Consider the following 16,726-nt stretch of genomic DNA (forward strand, 5'->3'; position numbering starts at 1 on the left):
TTCTGTCTCAGCCCGTCTCCCGGACTGCCTGTCTATAATACCTAAAATACTGACACTTGTAAAGTGTTTTATGAAGAAAATTCAAAAAAATTATTTTTCTTATTTTATACCCTTTTTTTATCCCTGAATATTATAAAAAGCATGCATTAAGGATTGCATGCCTTACAAGGAATATAGCCTTCTTTTTGTGCTACTTGTGAAGAACTAAAATAGACTTTATTCTTATCACTGATAGTTTTTACATACTGACAATCTTCTCTATGATACTTCTTAGTATTTCTAGATCCTATATATTGTGTTGTTTGAGTAGTCGTGATTTCTTCTTTACCATTAAAGGTCAATTTATTCTTCTTAGAAACACAACGGATTGTACCTAATTCATCCGTACGATAGACCACCATATCATATCTAGAAAATCTTTGTAATGCTTCTTTATGAGGATGACCATACATATTGTCTTTACCACAAGACACTACGACATAACTTGCCTTCATTCTAGATAACAGATTATCGCTGTTTGAATAAGCTGAACCATGATGACCTGCTTGGAATACATCACATTGTACTTTGTTTAGTTTCTTTTCCATTGATTCTGCAGCATCACCAGTAAAGACAAAACGATGATAACCATCATCATATCTCATACATAAAGATGAGTCATTATTGTTCTGTGCCCCTTCACCGACACCAATAAACTCAATAGAACCTGCACCTACCTGAAAGGTATCTCCTACCTTAGGCACAGTAATATTCTTTTTCTTCTCTTTAATTGCATTTAATAGTTTCATATATGTATAGGAAGAAGAGGTTCTACTAGACATATATATCTTTTTTACATTTAACTGATAAATAATATTCTTTGCATCATTTATATGATCCGCATCACAATGCGTTAGGATTAATGCATCAAGTGTATTGATATAGTGTTCTTTTAAATAATTCAAGCTGGCATTTTCATATCCATCACCATGTCCAGCATCAATAAGAACTGTTTGGTTATTATTTTGAATAAGTGTTGAATCCCCCTGCCCTACATTAATATAAGTGACTTGAGATTTAATATTGTTTGATACTTCTTTATCCGGTGTAGAAGTTGTACTACAACCCGTGATAAGTATCATTGATAAGAATATACTAAATAGCTTCTTCATAAATTCCTCCTGTCACTCATTATAGACAACTATTTTTCTTCTACAAGAAAAAAAGGCAGGAAAAATCCTGCCTCTAACGGACACCGCCGCCTCCGCCACCGGAGAAGCCGCCTCCACCACCACTAAATGATGACGAACCACCTTGTCCTGCGCTTGCAGCTGAAGAAGCTGCACTCATACTATTATGTGCAAATGTATGGGTATAGTAATAAATTGGGAAATTATTGTAAGTTGTTGTTTCTTCATAACGAGGAATCACAACCTTCAATTGTTTTTCTACACGATCTGCAATGCCAAGTACTGCTGCAAAGATGAGATATTCATCCCAAAGTTTAACTTCAATGGCTGCTTTTTCTTTCATATTGTCTTCATCATCAAGGAAGTTATTAAATCCCCATACATAAAGGCATTGATCGTACGCTTTATCTGTCCATACCGTACGATCACGTGGAATATTCCAGAATAAGAAGCGTTTATAAATAGTCGCTGTTTTTGCGTAACCATTCTCATTCATAAAATTTTCTGTGACATTATCCACTTTAGCGAACCAATCATCTATCTTCTTATAATGTTTGCTGCACCATTTCTGAAATGTTTTTGTTTGAAGAACACCCTCTTTAGACGCAAGAATAAACATCTTATAAAGTGCTGTTTCCTGCTTATTCTCAAACTTTGCATCTATATCAAGATACATATCATAATTCTTTTTCTTGACAATTGCGCCGCTTTCCTTTTCTCTAATTGTGATTATACCATCACGTACCCATTTCAAGATAAATCCAGACACCAGGTTTTCACGACTCTCATCATCACCGATAATATCCAGCTTTTTAGCTAGATAATAGAACAAGAATATATCTTTATTACATGGAATTTCTCTAAATGGAGTTGCTTCTTTACCTTTGATTGTACGTCCATTCTCAAATACAACACCCGAATCCGTGAATACAATAACAGCAGCTATAACAAAGATAACCATTACAATCACAAAGATGATGAAAATAAAGAGCATAATCTTCGCTACTTTTGACATGCCACCAGAATAACTAGATCCTTCTTTTGCGTCCTTCACAACATCTTCAAACTTTTCACTTGCATGACGTTTATTAGGTGATGTATAAGAATTACTTTCAAGACCCATTAATAACTGCATCTTATTACTACCTAACGAGTCTGTTTTTAAAATAACACCACCATTATCAAAATTCACACTACCTGAATAACCAAATGCCCAGATTTTCGCATTCTCTTTACTATAGGGTGTAATACCAGTCACATGAATTGTGACATCTGCAACATCCAATGACATATCACTAATAAAAGCATAGTTAATACCCTGTTGGTCCTTATACTGATTCACAAAATGCTCAATCTGATAAACCATTGTATAAGAACGTGTCCCATAATCACCTAGACCAAAGCACAACTCATAGTGGCCGCCATCTTTAATCAAACCACATTTATTAATCTTAGATTCTCTAGAAACATCAGAATCCCATGTACCGATATTTTTGTATGTTACCCCACGATCATCAGTGACACCAATAAGTGTCAATGGCTGATCATCCATACCATTGAATATTTTGTAGCCTTCTGTCCCTTCCGATACATCCATATCCCATTTCTCTACAAATGTTGCTGTACCATTTTGATCAATCTGGCAGGTAATGCCAATATTGTTTACTTTTGTGCTTGATGCATCAACTGTCGTTGGCATTAACAGCAATAAAACTGTAAGAAATGATAATAAGCGTTTCATTAGAATTGTACCTTTGGTACTTCTTTAGATGCTTCATCCACTTCAAAGAAGTTCATCTTTTCAAAGTGGAACATTGAAGCAATGATATTAGAAGGGAACATTTCTAACTTATTCACATACTGTTTAACATCATCATTATAGAACTGTCTTGCATAACTGATCTTATCTTCAGTTTCCTTTAAATCATTCTGTAGAGACATGAAGTTTGTATTAGCCTTTAAATCAGGATAACTTTCCTGAAGCATCATTAAACGACTTAATGATCTTTCTAATTCACCAGCATTCTTAAGCTGTTCTTCTGGTGTAGAAGCAGTTACATAACTGTTTCTTGCACGAATAGCTCCTTCAAGTGTTTCCTTTTCATGCTTTGCATAACCTTTTACAGTTTCTACAATATTAGGAATCATATCTGCACGTCTTTTTAATTGAACATCAATCTGTGCCCATGCCCCGCGACACTTATTTCTAGACTTAACAAGTCCATTATATGTTGTGATTGTATATAAAACAATTAATACAACCACTACTACAGCAATAATTAAACCCATAATTATTTCCTCCTTTTATACATAATCAATTATATCAACAATTACATTTAAATACATCAAAAAAGGCTATGATGTAAAATCATAACCTTAAGGTGTTTATTACTTTAATTTTGTAATATCAACTAATGAAGTTGGACCCTGATGTCTCTTTTCTAGACAGTTGATTAATGCATGTGCTGTATCTAATGATGTATAGATAGGGATACCTGCTTCAACTGCAAATCTTCTGATTAAGAAACCATCCTTTAAGTTATCATTTCTTGTAGGAATATCGATAACTAAGTCAACAGTATCAGTTAACATTAAGTCAAAGATTGTGTTAGACTTTTCCGTAATTCTGTTAACTCTATGAACTGGTACATCATGTTCCTTTAAGAAGTTATAAGTACCTTCTGTTGAATAAAGATCATATCCAAACATATAGAACTGTTTAGCGATTGGTAAGAATTCTTCTTTAGAGCTGTCCTTGATTGTACAGATGATATTCTTCTTCTTTGGTAAGTTGATACCTGTTCCAATGAATGCCTTATAGATTGCTTCATCAAATGTCTTTGCGATACCTAATACTTCACCTGTAGATTTCATTTCTGGGCCAAGTGAAATTTCAGCACCCTTGATCTTTTCAAATGAGAAGACTGGCATCTTAACTGCAACAGTTTCTTTTTCTGGCTGTAAACCATATTCATAACCCTGATCTTTGATTGAATGACCCATGATAACCTTAGTTGCAACATCTACTACTGGAATATCTGTTACCTTTGAGATATATGGAATTGTACGAGAAGATCTTGGGTTTACTTCGATTACATAAACTTCATCTTCATATACGATGAACTGGATGTTGATTAATCCAATAACGTGTAGTGCTTTAGCTAAGCGCTGAGTATAGTCACAGATAACTTTCTTGATTTCAGGCTTGATCTTCTGTGGTGGATATACTGAGATACTGTCACCAGAATGAACACCAGCTCTTTCAACGTGTTCCATAACACCAGGAATAAGTACGCCGTTTTCATCGCATACAGCATCTACTTCTACTTCCTTACCTGATAAGTACTTATCGATAAGAATTGGATGTTCCTGGAACTGACGGTTGATGATCTTCATGAACTTCTTGATATCACCATCATTTAAGGCTATTTCCATACCTGCACCACCTAGTACATATGATGGACGTACAAGTACTGGGTAACCTAATTTATTCGCAACTTCTAATGCTTCATCTACTGTAAATACTGTTGCCCCTCTAGGACGATCGATTTCACATTTTTCTAAGACTTCATCAAAACGTTCTCTATCTTCTGCAGCATCTACGCTATCAGCTGAAGTACCAAGGATAGGAACTCCCATATCCATTAAGTCCTGAGTTAACTTAATAGCTGTCTGACCACCAAACTGAACGATTGCGCCATCTGGTTTTTCAAGTTCAACAATGCTCTGAACATCTTCCTGAGTAAGTGGTTCAAAGTATAATCTATCAGCAATGTCGAAGTCAGTAGAAACTGTTTCTGGGTTGTTGTTGACGATGATTGTTTCATAGCCAGCAGCTCTTAATGCCCATACACAATGTACTGAACAATAATCGAATTCGATACCCTGTCCAATACGGATTGGGCCTGAGCCTAATACCATAACCTTCTTACGAGTGTTATCTGGTTTAATTTCATGTTCTCCACCATATACTGAATAGAAATATGGAGTTTCAGCATCAAATTCTGCAGCACAAGTATCAACTGTCTTGAATGCGGCAGTGATATTGTTTTCTAAACGATAATCATGAATTTCATTCTTATCTTTACCAGTTAAGTCTGCAATAACTCTATCTGGGAATTCAACTCTCTTAGCAGCCTTTAATAATTCTGGAGTTAATTCCTCTGTCTTTAATTTATTTTCAATTTCTACAAGATGTTTGATCTTATCAATAAACCATGAATCAATCTTAGTGATATTATGGATTTCTTCTTCAGTAATGCCCTGTCTTAATGCTTCGGCTACTGCGAAGATTCTCTGATCATCTACATCTTTTAATTTAGTTCTTAAGTATTCTGTATCTTTACCTTCCATTTCAGGAATTGATAAATAGAATACATTCTGTTCAAGTGAACGTAATGCTTTCATTAAAGCACCTTCGAAGTTATTACAAATTGCCATAACTTCACCAGTTGCCTTCATCTGTGTACCAAGTTTTCTTGATGCACCATAGAACTTATCGAATGGCCATTTAGGAATCTTACATACAATATAGTCTAATGTTGGTTCATAAGAAGCATATGTCTTACCTGTTACAGCGTTCACGATTTCATCAAGTGAATAACCTAATGCAATCTTAGCAGCTAACTTCGCAATAGGGTAACCAGTTGCTTTAGAAGCTAAAGCTGAAGAACGGCTGACACGTGGGTTAACTTCGATAACACAATATTCAAAAGAATTTGGGTTTAATGCGAACTGTACGTTACATCCACCCTTGATATTTAATGCAGTGATGATGTTTAAAGCAGAGCTTCTTAACATCTGATATTCTTTATCACCTAAAGTCTGAGAAGGAGCTACTACGATAGAGTCACCAGTATGAACACCTACTGGGTCAACGTTTTCCATATTACATACTGTAATACAGTTACCATTGCCATCTCTCATTACTTCGTATTCGATTTCCTTCCAACCGGCAATACATCTTTCAATTAAGCACTGAGATACACGTGATAATCTTAAACCATTAGAACAGATATCATGTAATTCTTCAGGAGTTTCAGCAATACCTCCGCCAGTACCACCAAGTGTATATGCTGGTCTTACTACTACTGGATAACCAATCTTTTCAGCAAATTCTAATGCATCATCTACATGGTTAACAACTGTTGAAGCAGCCACTGGTTCATGGATTCTTTCCATTAATTCCTTGAATTCAAGACGGTCTTCTGCAAGCTTGATTGTAGTTGTATCAGTACCGATAGTACGTACATTATGTGCTTCTAAGAAACCTTCATCAGCAAGTGCCATTGCAATATTTAAGGCATTCTGACCACCAAGTGTTGGCAAGATTGAATCTGGTTTTTCTTTTAAGATTAAGTTCTTAACAACAGGAACTGTTAAAGGTTCAATATAAACATGATCTGCAATATCCTTATCAGTCATGATTGTTGCAGGGTTAGAGTTAATAAGAACGACTTCAATTCCTTCTTCTTTTAATGCACGACAAGCCTGAGTACCTGCATAGTCGAATTCAGCTGCCTGTCCAATAATAATTGGTCCTGATCCAATAACAAGAACCTTTTTTATATCTTTATTCTTAGGCATTCTACTTTCCCTCCATCATCTTAATAAACTCATCAAATAAATATTCAGTATCTCTAGGTCCAGCATTTGCTTCTGGGTGGAACTGAACAGTTTTGATATTCTTATTTAAATATTCAACACCTTCAATAGTGCCATCATTTACGTTTCTAAACCAAGCCTTAGCCACTGCAGGATCAATTGAATCATCCTTGATAACATAGTTATGGTTCTGTGTAGAGATATAAACACGGTTAGTGTCTAAATCCTTAACTGGATGGTTTGCACCATGATGTCCATATTTTAATTTTTCTGTCTTGAAGCCATGAGCAAGAGCCATTAACTGATGTCCAAGACAAATTGCGAAAATTGGCATACCGCTTTCTGATAATTTCTTCACTTCTGCGATAATATCAGTTACTTCAGCTGGGTCACCAGGACCGTTACTTAACATAATACCATCAAAGTTACCTTCTAATACTTCAGAAGCAGGTGTAGTAGCTGGGAATACTGTCACTTCACAGTTTCTCTTTGCTAATTCATTCGCAATATTATGCTTAGCACCAAAGTCATATAAAGCAACTTTCATTCTGCCTGTACCAACAGTATGTTTTTCTTTACATGTACATGCCTTTACAACACCCTGTACCTTGAATGCTTTAATCTTGTCGATGACTTCGCTTACTTCATACTTATGAGTAGTGATCATACCATTCATACAACCATCATTACGAAGTAACTTAGTAAGTGCACGTGTATCAATTCCCTGGATACCTGGAATATGATTACGTACTAAATAATCATTTAAATCTTCATTCTTTCTAAAGTTAGATCCTAAACGTGATAATTCGTTTACTACAAATCCTTCAACATATGGGTGTTCAGATTCCTGATCTTCTAAACATACACCATAGTTACCAATAAGTGGGTAAGTCATTACAACACTCTGACCTGCATAAGATGGGTCTGTCAACACTTCTACATAACCAGTCATTGAAGTATTGAAGACAAATTCGCTTATGACTTCTTTTTCATATCCAAAGCTTTCCCCTTCAAACACATGTCCGTCTTCTAAAATTAAATAAGCTTTCATAGTCAACCTCCTCAATTATGAAAAAGACATATCACCAATAGATGATATGTCCTTAAAATAAGAAATCTAAAAAATGAAAATAAGAACCCTTAAGAAACACGTTTGCGAAAACTGAAGTTGTCATAATTGTGTTTGCGTTCATATTCTCACTCCTTCTGTTGTAGTATAAACGATATTAAGATTGTAAGCAAGCAAAAAATGAATACTCAAAAATTTTTATTTTACTATTTTGAAGTTGTCAAATAGTGGTAGATTGCACCTATAATATTGGCATCATTCGCAAAAGCACATTTCTTTACAACAGGCTTAATACGTGCTGGTTCAACCTTGTCTATAATGATATCTAAACGATTATTGATTTCATCAATCATATCTTCTCTTACAGAGATGCCCCCACCAATAATAATCACTTCTGGATCATAAGAATATTGAATATTATAGATACCTACTGCAAGAGCATAATAGAAACGATTGACATACTTCTTAAATACTTCATTTTCGTTGGCATGATCAAAGATATAACGTCCATCATATGTCTCACCTAGTTCTTTTTCTACACCCTTGACGATTGCAACTGTAGAATCAAGAGACCAATTGTTAAACTCAAGTGAATCTGCATCAAAGTTATTGATCATATAACCAAATTCACCGCCATGAAGATGCTGTCCCTTATGAATCTTCTTATCTTTAACCACAGCACCACCAATACCTGTACCACATACGACAAAGCAGCAATCCTGATTATCTTTAGCGGCACCTAGCCATACTTCTGCAAGTGCTGCACAGTTGGCATCATTTTCTAATTCTACACGTGTCTGTAATCTTTCTTCTAGATCCTTCTTTATATTAGGACCATGAATATAGTCAATAGCAGACGCACCATAAATCACACCTTCATCACTTGCAACAGCCCCAGGCATACTTAACGCAATACCATCAACATCTCTTTCTTTATAAATAGTTTCAATAGCCTGATACATGTCTTCTAAAGTATCAGGTGTTTTAAATGACCCCTTATCAAATAAATGACCCTTTTCATCGCATGTTGCGTATTTGACAGAAGTACCTCCTACATCAATTCCTAGTAACATATGCATCACCTCCTATCTATAGGATATCACAAAAGAAATGCAAAATAGTAAAATAGATAAAAAAAGGAATAACGTTACGTTATTCCCTAGTTAACACGATGAATATCTAAACCATTCTGTTTAAATGTTTCAATTATTGTATCGATATGTGCTTCACCATTTGTTTCACATGTCACTCTTAATTCTACTTCAGAGAATCTTGCGAAGTTCTTGAACTGGTTATGATCAACCGCTACAACATTCGCATTACATTCATTTAATAGATGTGCAACTTTTTCTAACTGTCCAGGAATATCTGGAAGCTGTACTGAGAATGAGAAGATTCTACCTCTTTCAATAAGTCCCTTATTAATCATGGAAGAAATAGAAAGTACATCGATGTTTCCACCTGATACAAGTGAAACAACCTTCTTATTCTTTTCATTGAGTTTCTTTAATGCAGCAAGTGAAAGAATACCTGAGTTTTCAGCTACAAGCTTATGTTTTTCTACTAATACTAAGAATGCATCCATTAACTCATAATCACTGACTGTGATGATACCATCTACATATTGTTTGATATATTCAAAAGGCTTTTCACCAATTGTCTTAACTGCAGTACCATCCGCAATAGTCACTGCTTCATTTAAGGAAACGATACGATCTTCATTAATGGCAGCAAGGGCGCTGGCAGCTCCTTCTGGTTCTACACCGATAATCTTAACTGTTGGTTTAATAAGTTTAGCGGCACAGGCAATACCTGAAATCAATCCTCCACCACCAACTGGTACAAGAATAATATCTGTATCTGGTAATTCTTCGAGAATTTCTAAGGCAATGGTTCCCTGACCTTCAATGACATCTTCATCATCGAATGGATGTACAAATGTATAGCCATGTTCCTTCTGCAATTCTACTGCCTTATTATATGCATCATCATAGACTTCACCATGAAGTACAACATCAGCACCTAATGCCTTAGTAGCATCTACTTTAATAAGTGGAGTATGGGCAGGCATAACAATTGTAGCCTTAACACCTAGCTGCTGTGCGGCATAAGCCACACCCTGAGCATGGTTTCCAGCACTTGAGGCAATAAGTCCTCGAGACTTGGATTCATCATCCATCTTCATGATCTTATTATAAGCACCTCTAATTTTAAATGCGCCTGTTCTCTGTAAGTTTTCTGGTTTGATATAAACAGTATTTCTACTTTCTTTAGAAAAAGCTGGGCTATAAATCAAAGGTGTAGGAAGAATGACTTCATTCACTCTCTTCTTTGCCTCTTCAAAATTCTTTAGTTCTAACACTTAAATCCCCCTCTCAAAAATCTGTTTTTCACATTATAGCACCATTATTATTCTATTAAAACTAAATATTTGCTTAATTTTATAAAAAAGGAATAGCTGATTGCTATTCCTTAGTTGATACGCTGTATTTCAAATCCATTCTTTTTAAATGTTTCAATAATAGATACAATATGCGCTTCACCATTTGTTTCACATGTCACTCTTAATTCTACTTCAGAGAATCTTGCGAAATTCTTGAACTGGTTGTGATCTGCAGTCACAACGTTCGCATTACATTCATTAAGAATATGAGCCACCTTCTCTAACTGACCTGGACTATCTGGAAGCTGTAATGAGAATGAAAAGATTCTACCTCTTTCAATAAGTCCCTTATTGATCATAGAAGAGATAGAAAGTACATCGATGTTACCACCAGAGATGAGTGAGACAACCTTCTTATTCTTTTCATTGAGTTTCTTTAATGCAGCAAGTGAAAGAATACCTGAGTTTTCAGCTACAAGCTTATGTTTTTCTACTAATACTAAGAATGCATCCATTAACTCATAATCACTGACTGTGATAATACCATCTACATATTGTTTAATATATTCAAAAGGTGTTTTACCAATTGTCTTAACAGCTGTACCATCCGCAATAGTCACTGCTTCATTTAATGATACAACACGATCTTCATTAATGGCAGCAAGAGCACTTGCAGCTCCTTCTGGTTCTACACCGATGATCTTAACTGTTGGTTTAATAAGTTTTGCGGCACAGGCAATACCTGAAATCAATCCTCCTCCACCAACTGGTACAAGAATAATATCTGTATCTGGTAATTCTTTAAGGATTTCTAAGGCAATGGTTCCCTGACCTTCAATGACATCTTCATCATCAAATGGATGTACAAATGTATATCCATGTTCCTTCTGCAATTCAACTGCTTTATTATATGCATCATCATAGACTTCACCATGAAGTACAACATCAGCACCTAATGCCTTAGTAGCATCTACTTTAATAAGTGGAGTATGGGCAGGCATAACGATTGTAGCCTTAACACCTAGCTGCTGTGCGGCATAAGCCACACCCTGAGCATGGTTTCCTGCACTTGAGGCAATAAGTCCTCTAGACTTAGATTCATCATCCATCTTCATGATTTTATTATAAGCACCTCTAATTTTAAATGCGCCTGTTCTCTGTAAGTTTTCTGGTTTGATATAAACCATATTTCTACACTCTTTAGAGAACGCTGGACTATAGATCAAAGGTGTTGGAATGATCACTTCGTCTACTCTCTTTTTTGCTTCTTCAAAATCTTTTAGCTCTAACATTTTTCATTTTTCCTCCATATATTTATATTTTTAACGTTATCGCGTTATTTTTGTTCTAAATAAGACAAATTTTAAGCAAAATAATAAGAGTGCTTATACACTCTTATTTGAACTGATTTGATTTGTATGTGTAATGGTAACCAATAGCTTCCATCTTATCCACGACGTCCTGCATAGGAATATGATAGTCATAGCATAAATCTGCAAGATCTTCATATTGATCTCTCAGTTTCATATTTAACCAGCTAAGTAACATCACTGGATCTTTAGGCATTTCACTCATCTCTTAATTCCTCCTCTAGTTTCTTCAACATATAAGCAATACCATCTTCATCATTTGATAAAGTGACAACATCGGCTCTTTCTTTCACTTCATCTACTGCATTGGCCATAGCGACACCACAGCCTGCATATTCAATGAGTGATAAGTCATTGAATCCATCACCAAAGGCAATCACTTCTTCTTTTGTAAGATGAAGCATCTTTACTAGCTTATCTAAAGAAGCTGCTTTATCGATATTTGGTGCCATAACTTCAATAAAGAATGGTGCAGAACGATAAATACTTAAGCCTGGGAATGCACTCTTATAGTCTTCTAATACAGAAGCCACATGTTCGGGATCACCTGTACATAATACTTTATTAATAGGATCTCTTAAAATTGATTTAAAAGATTCAGCCTTTTTAATTTCGATATCGTTAATATGTCCTTCTATATTCACATACTGATCATCTACATCTTCAGTATAAACAGCATCATCATAATATGTCATAATCGCAAGATTATGTTTCTTTGCTTCATCATATGCTTTTTTAGCCTGTTCAACAGTCAAACGCTGTTCAAACATAGTCTGTCTTGTTTTCGCATCCATTACCTTAGCACCATTGAATGATAATAAGTAACCTTCATACTTTTCTAATTCAAGTGCGGCTGCTTCATGTCTTAAACCAGGTGTTGGTCTACCTGATGCAAGTACAATTGTTGCACCTAACTGCTGTGCTTTAATAAGTGTCTTACGTGTTTCGTCAGTAATTTTATTTTCTGAATTCTTTAATGTACCATCTAAATCTAATGCAATTAACTTATATTTCATTTGATATAATCCCTTCTATTGTTTTTAAAAATCTCTCTCTTGTTTCTTGTGTACGTTTCTTTGGTCCTTTGACAAGTTGATGCTTACGCATCTTTCCATTGATATAGCGCGTCATTAAAAGAGAGTCTATATTATTAGAATCAATAATAAACCCTGAAGGATGAACAACAATCGCACCTTTTGTAAGAAGCATACCTGCTTCACCATAATCCTGTGTGATCACTAGATCACCCTTCTTCACATATTTTAAAATAGCATAATCCACACTATCATTTCCCTGATCACACATAATAACTGATTCATAATCAAAGAAATGATTCATATCACAATACACTATCATCTTTATATCATATTTATCACACAAAAAAGCGATTTTTTCAATATCTGGTGTTGCATCTCCATCAATTAGTATTCTCATATCACTTTTAAGAGATACATAATATACATAGTGAGGTATCCACCAACTAATCCACCTACATGTCCTGTCTTAGAAATACGAGAATTCATAAGAGTAAAGGCAAGGTTAATCGCAATACAAGGTAAATAGCCTCTTAATAAATCAAAGAAAGCACCACCTTTAAATAAACCTAGTCCAATAATAGCTCCTAAAAAGCCATAGAATAAACCACTTGCACCAATTGTGATAGAGTTATCCACACTAGAATCTCTAAAAGAATAGTAATAAGTAGCCAATGAACTCATTACAATAGAAACTAAGACAAGTATTAAATAACGTACTGGACCTAGTATTGTTTCAAACAAACGTCCTAAATAGAAAATACAGTACATATTCATAAATAAATGAAGAAATTCTGTATGAATAAAGGCAGATGTAATAAATCGCCAATATTCTCCTCTATTTTTTACATAAGGTGTATATAAAGCACCTAAATGCATTGCTTCTGAAGTTTTATTATCCTTAGAAAAATAATTAATATAGACAAAAACTGCTATACATATCGCCATAAAGATATATGTGATCATTCAATAACCTCCACTACTCTTGTAACCTTAGCCATATTCTTAGAACTATCAGTGACTGTATATGTTAGAGTATAACGTCCTACAGTATTAGTCTGTACTTTACCTGTGACAACAATTTTATTTGTTAAATCACCATCTTCATTATCATAGGCTATAACACCTTCTCTTGCATTAAAGTTATCACCTAAATGAATGACTTTATCTTCTGCCCCTTTAATCACAGGAACAACCAACTCATTGGCTACAATCACTTTAATACGCATTGGAAAAGATGTATTACCTTGTTCATCTCTTACTACAACACGTTCAATATATGTACCTACTTTTTCATATGTTTTCTCTTTCACAAGTTCTTCACTATTTTCTTTCTTTAAGAAATAGATTTGTGTTAAAGACGCATCATTGACTTCAGCGACTGTATTTTTTGCATATAGCGGCTGATTAGGATTTACATAATAAACAAGCTTTTTAAGTTTTACTGTTGGTTTTTTTGTATCTACAATCTTAATCTTAAAATCATAGTCACGTCCTGCATATTCAATACTTGCATTATAGTTACCTACTTTATTCAAATTCACACGGTTTAAGTTTAAAGTAAGTGATTTTTTTATTCTATCTGGACAGATAACATAATCCTCTATATTCTGTGATACTTCCTGTCCTAATTCATAAGTAAATACTGTCTGTTTCAATTCAAAAGTTGCCATAGTCACAATCTTATAAATAGAAAATAATTCAAGGAAAATAAATAATAGTAAAATGACAGTAATCAATTTGTTCCTCCATTTCACTAGTATCACCTCTTTCGTTTCTCCATTATACTATAAAAGATATCTGATTGACAAAAAAGATGATGCGAAACATCACCTTGTTTAAAAATTACATAACTATTACACATTTTCAAGTAAACAGACTGCCTGAGAAACGATTCCTTCTCCTCTTCCTACAAAACCAAGCTTTTCACCACGAGTGGCTTTCACATTAATCTGTGTCACATCACAATGAAGTGCTTTCGCAATATTATGTCTCATTGCAGATATATGAGGTGCCATCTTTGGCTGTTCTGTCATAATAATCGCATCCACATTACCAATCTTATAACCTTTTTCATTCATCAGCTTATATGTTTCTTCTAACAAAATCATTGAAGAAATACCTTTGTAGCGATCATCTGTATCAGGGAAATGTTTACCAATATCTCCTTCACCTAATGCCCCAATGATTGATTCAATAATCGCATGTAGAAGAACATCGGCATCACTATGTCCCTTCAACCCTTTTTCATAAGGAATTTCCACACCACCTAGAATAAGCTTTCTTCCTTCTACTAATTGATGAATATCTATTGACTGTCCTATACGCATAACCATACCTCCATGCCTTTTATTGTAACACAAAAGGCATGAGGTTACCCTCATGCCAATGTATTAATTGTATTTCTTTTTATGTGCTGCATCTATAAGTCCCTGGAATAGAGGATGTGCTCTATTTGGTCTAGAATTGAATTCTGGATGGAACTGACATGCAACAAAATATGGATGGTTAGGCACTTCAACGATTTCTACTAAATCTCTCTTTGGATTACGTCCAGAGATAACAAGTCCTGCATCTTCTAACATCTGACGATATGTATTATTGAATTCATATCTATGTCTATGTCTTTCCTGGATAAGATCCTTTCCATATAACTTATGCGCAATTGTACCTTCTTTTAATTCACAAGTGTAGTTACCAAGTCTCTGAGTACCACCCATGTTTTCTAAAGACTGATCGTGCATTAATGAAATTAATGGAGTCATACAGTTCTTATCGAATTCTAATGAGTTAACATCATCAAGTTTACATACATTTCTTGCATATTCAATAGAAGCACACTGCATACCTAAGCAGATTCCCAAGAATGGAATATCATGTTCTCTTGCATACTGGATAGCAACAATCATACCTTCAACACCTCTGTTACCAAATCCACCTGGTACTAAGATACCATCAGCATCTGCAAGCTTAGAAGCGATATTTTCCTTAGTTACTTCTTCAGAGTTAACCCAGTCAATTTCAACTTCACTATTTGCATAATAACCTGCATGTTTTAATGCTTCATTGACTGATAAGTAAGCATCTGGGAATTCACAGTACTTACCAACCATCTTGATTTTAACTGTATCCTTTAAGTTCTTAACTCTTTCAACTAATTCACGCCATTCAGTGAAATCAGCTTCAGGAGCTTCAATTCTTAAATGATCAAGTACAACATCATCCATATGCTGATCTAATAATTCTACTGGTAATTCATAAAGAACATCTACATCATAGTTAGAGATGATAGCTTCCTTAGGAACATTACAGAATAAAGAGATCTTGTCCTTTAATTCATCAGAAATAGTATGTTCACTACGACATACGATAATATCTGGCTGGATACCATATCCTAATAATTCCTTAACACTATGCTGTGTTGGTTTAGTCTTTACTTCATGGCTGGCACCAATATATGGAAGTAAAGTTGTATGTATATAAAGAGTATTCTTGTAGCCTCTATCGAGTCTTACCTGTCTAATTGCTTCAATAAATGGTAATGATTCGATATCTCCTACAGTACCACCGATTTCTGTAATAACGATATCTGCCTGAGAAGATTCTTCTGCAGCATAAATCTTGTCCTTAATCGCATTTGTGATATGAGGAACAACCTGCACTGTTGCGCCTAAATAATCTCCTCTTCTTTCTTTAGAGATTACATCGCTATATACTCTACCAGTTGTCACTGAAGAGTTTTTGTTTAAGTCTTCATCAATAAAACGTTCATAATGACCTAAGTCCAAGTCTGTTTCTGCACCATCAGCTGTCACATAAACTTCACCATGCTGATAAGGAGACATAGTTCCTGGATCCACATTGATATAAGGATCAAGTTTCTGCATGAATACCTTTAATCCTCTTTGTTTTAATATTCTACCTAAAGATGCAGCTGTTAAACCTTTTCCTAGACCTGATACGACACCACCTGTGACAAATATGAATTTTGCCATTCTCTTCACCTCTTTCTCTATATTAAACAAAAAAAGACACCTACGGAAGACCCGTTTGTGCCCTTTACAACTATAGCAAATTCCCCCGTCGCATGCAATTCT

15 protein-coding genes are annotated in these 16,726 nt (G+C 34.9%); all 15 read right to left on the reverse strand.

Annotated features, from left to right (window positions below):
- Positions 1–146: 146 nt before the first annotated feature.
- The gene (locus ACFOZZ_RS00780) at positions 147–1,151 is read right to left on the reverse strand and encodes a ComEC/Rec2 family competence protein (RefSeq protein WP_376814507.1); all 1,005 of its coding nucleotides are present in this window, start codon (positions 1,149–1,151) and stop codon (positions 147–149) included.
- 73 nt (positions 1,152–1,224) lie between these two features.
- Positions 1,225–2,910 carry a DUF2207 family protein gene (locus ACFOZZ_RS00785; protein WP_320803493.1) on the reverse strand — a complete coding sequence of 562 codons (1,686 nt, stop codon included), beginning with the start codon at positions 2,908–2,910 and terminating at the stop codon, positions 1,225–1,227.
- On the reverse strand, positions 2,910–3,458 hold the full coding sequence (locus ACFOZZ_RS00790) for a LemA family protein (RefSeq protein ID WP_278780284.1): 549 nt from the start codon (positions 3,456–3,458) through the stop codon (positions 2,910–2,912). The genes ACFOZZ_RS00785 and ACFOZZ_RS00790 overlap by 1 nt, the downstream gene beginning before the upstream one ends.
- Before the next feature lie 99 nt (positions 3,459–3,557).
- Entirely contained in the window at positions 3,558–6,755 is a 3,198-nt protein-coding gene (gene carB, locus ACFOZZ_RS00795; protein ID WP_278780283.1) for a carbamoyl-phosphate synthase large subunit, read from the reverse strand.
- 1 nt (position 6,756) lies between these two features.
- On the reverse strand, positions 6,757–7,824 hold the full coding sequence (locus tag ACFOZZ_RS00800; protein WP_055233218.1) for a carbamoyl phosphate synthase small subunit: 1,068 nt from the start codon (positions 7,822–7,824) through the stop codon (positions 6,757–6,759).
- 224 nt (positions 7,825–8,048) lie between these two features.
- A complete protein-coding gene (locus ACFOZZ_RS00805) occupies positions 8,049–8,915 on the reverse strand; it encodes an ROK family protein (protein WP_055233220.1) in 867 nt (288 codons plus the stop codon).
- Between the two features lie 86 nt (positions 8,916–9,001).
- A complete protein-coding gene (gene ilvA, locus ACFOZZ_RS00810; protein ID WP_376814508.1) occupies positions 9,002–10,204 on the reverse strand; it encodes a threonine ammonia-lyase in 1,203 nt (400 codons plus the stop codon).
- Between the two features lie 110 nt (positions 10,205–10,314).
- The gene (gene ilvA / locus ACFOZZ_RS00815; protein WP_055233222.1) at positions 10,315–11,517 is read right to left on the reverse strand and encodes a threonine ammonia-lyase; all 1,203 of its coding nucleotides are present in this window, start codon (positions 11,515–11,517) and stop codon (positions 10,315–10,317) included.
- 103 nt (positions 11,518–11,620) lie between these two features.
- A complete protein-coding gene (locus ACFOZZ_RS00820; RefSeq protein ID WP_055233223.1) occupies positions 11,621–11,800 on the reverse strand; it encodes a DUF4250 domain-containing protein in 180 nt (59 codons plus the stop codon).
- Positions 11,793–12,611, reverse strand: coding sequence for a Cof-type HAD-IIB family hydrolase (locus tag ACFOZZ_RS00825; protein WP_055233224.1), 819 nt, complete (start codon positions 12,609–12,611; stop codon positions 11,793–11,795). The genes ACFOZZ_RS00820 and ACFOZZ_RS00825 overlap by 8 nt, the downstream gene beginning before the upstream one ends.
- On the reverse strand, positions 12,601–13,029 hold the full coding sequence (locus tag ACFOZZ_RS00830; protein WP_376814509.1) for a YaiI/YqxD family protein: 429 nt from the start codon (positions 13,027–13,029) through the stop codon (positions 12,601–12,603). The genes ACFOZZ_RS00825 and ACFOZZ_RS00830 overlap by 11 nt, the downstream gene beginning before the upstream one ends.
- Entirely contained in the window at positions 13,026–13,595 is a 570-nt protein-coding gene (locus ACFOZZ_RS00835; protein ID WP_215656883.1) for a rhomboid family intramembrane serine protease, read from the reverse strand. The genes ACFOZZ_RS00830 and ACFOZZ_RS00835 overlap by 4 nt, the downstream gene beginning before the upstream one ends.
- Positions 13,592–14,368 carry a DUF5011 domain-containing protein gene (locus ACFOZZ_RS00840; RefSeq protein ID WP_055233227.1) on the reverse strand — a complete coding sequence of 259 codons (777 nt, stop codon included), beginning with the start codon at positions 14,366–14,368 and terminating at the stop codon, positions 13,592–13,594. The genes ACFOZZ_RS00835 and ACFOZZ_RS00840 overlap by 4 nt, the downstream gene beginning before the upstream one ends.
- Before the next feature lie 117 nt (positions 14,369–14,485).
- Entirely contained in the window at positions 14,486–14,965 is a 480-nt protein-coding gene (gene ispF, locus ACFOZZ_RS00845; RefSeq protein ID WP_055233228.1) for a 2-C-methyl-D-erythritol 2,4-cyclodiphosphate synthase, read from the reverse strand.
- 57 nt (positions 14,966–15,022) lie between these two features.
- Positions 15,023–16,624, reverse strand: coding sequence for a CTP synthase (locus ACFOZZ_RS00850; protein WP_055233229.1), 1,602 nt, complete (start codon positions 16,622–16,624; stop codon positions 15,023–15,025).
- Positions 16,625–16,726 lie beyond the last annotated feature (102 nt).

This window comes from Catenibacterium sp. GCM10023432 (genome assembly GCF_042651925.1).
GTDB classification, from domain to species: Bacteria; Bacillota_I; Bacilli_A; order Erysipelotrichales; family Coprobacillaceae; genus Catenibacterium; species Catenibacterium mitsuoka.

Excerpts from the sequence above, each read along its gene's own strand:
- ACFOZZ_RS00805 (WP_055233220.1), bottom strand. The coding sequence starts at position 8,915 with ATGTTACTAGGAATTGATGTAGGAGGTACTTCTGTCAAATACGCAACA.
- ACFOZZ_RS00825 (WP_055233224.1), bottom strand. The coding sequence starts at position 12,611 with ATGAAATATAAGTTAATTGCATTAGATTTAGATGGTACATTAAAGAAT.
- ACFOZZ_RS00790 (WP_278780284.1), bottom strand. The coding sequence starts at position 3,458 with ATGGGTTTAATTATTGCTGTAGTAGTGGTTGTATTAATTGTTTTATAT.
- ACFOZZ_RS00785 (WP_320803493.1), bottom strand. The coding sequence starts at position 2,910 with ATGAAACGCTTATTATCATTTCTTACAGTTTTATTGCTGTTAATGCCA.
- ACFOZZ_RS00830 (WP_376814509.1), bottom strand. The coding sequence starts at position 13,029 with ATGAGAATACTAATTGATGGAGATGCAACACCAGATATTGAAAAAATC.
- ACFOZZ_RS00800 (WP_055233218.1), bottom strand. The coding sequence starts at position 7,824 with ATGAAAGCTTATTTAATTTTAGAAGACGGACATGTGTTTGAAGGGGAA.
- ACFOZZ_RS00780 (WP_376814507.1), bottom strand. The coding sequence starts at position 1,151 with ATGAAGAAGCTATTTAGTATATTCTTATCAATGATACTTATCACGGGT.
- ACFOZZ_RS00820 (WP_055233223.1), bottom strand. The coding sequence starts at position 11,800 with ATGAGTGAAATGCCTAAAGATCCAGTGATGTTACTTAGCTGGTTAAAT.
- carB (WP_278780283.1), bottom strand. The coding sequence starts at position 6,755 with ATGCCTAAGAATAAAGATATAAAAAAGGTTCTTGTTATTGGATCAGGA.
- ACFOZZ_RS00835 (WP_215656883.1), bottom strand. The coding sequence starts at position 13,595 with ATGATCACATATATCTTTATGGCGATATGTATAGCAGTTTTTGTCTAT.
- ispF (WP_055233228.1), bottom strand. The coding sequence starts at position 14,965 with ATGGTTATGCGTATAGGACAGTCAATAGATATTCATCAATTAGTAGAA.
- ilvA (WP_055233222.1), bottom strand. The coding sequence starts at position 11,517 with ATGTTAGAGCTAAAAGATTTTGAAGAAGCAAAAAAGAGAGTAGACGAA.
- ACFOZZ_RS00850 (WP_055233229.1), bottom strand. The coding sequence starts at position 16,624 with ATGGCAAAATTCATATTTGTCACAGGTGGTGTCGTATCAGGTCTAGGA.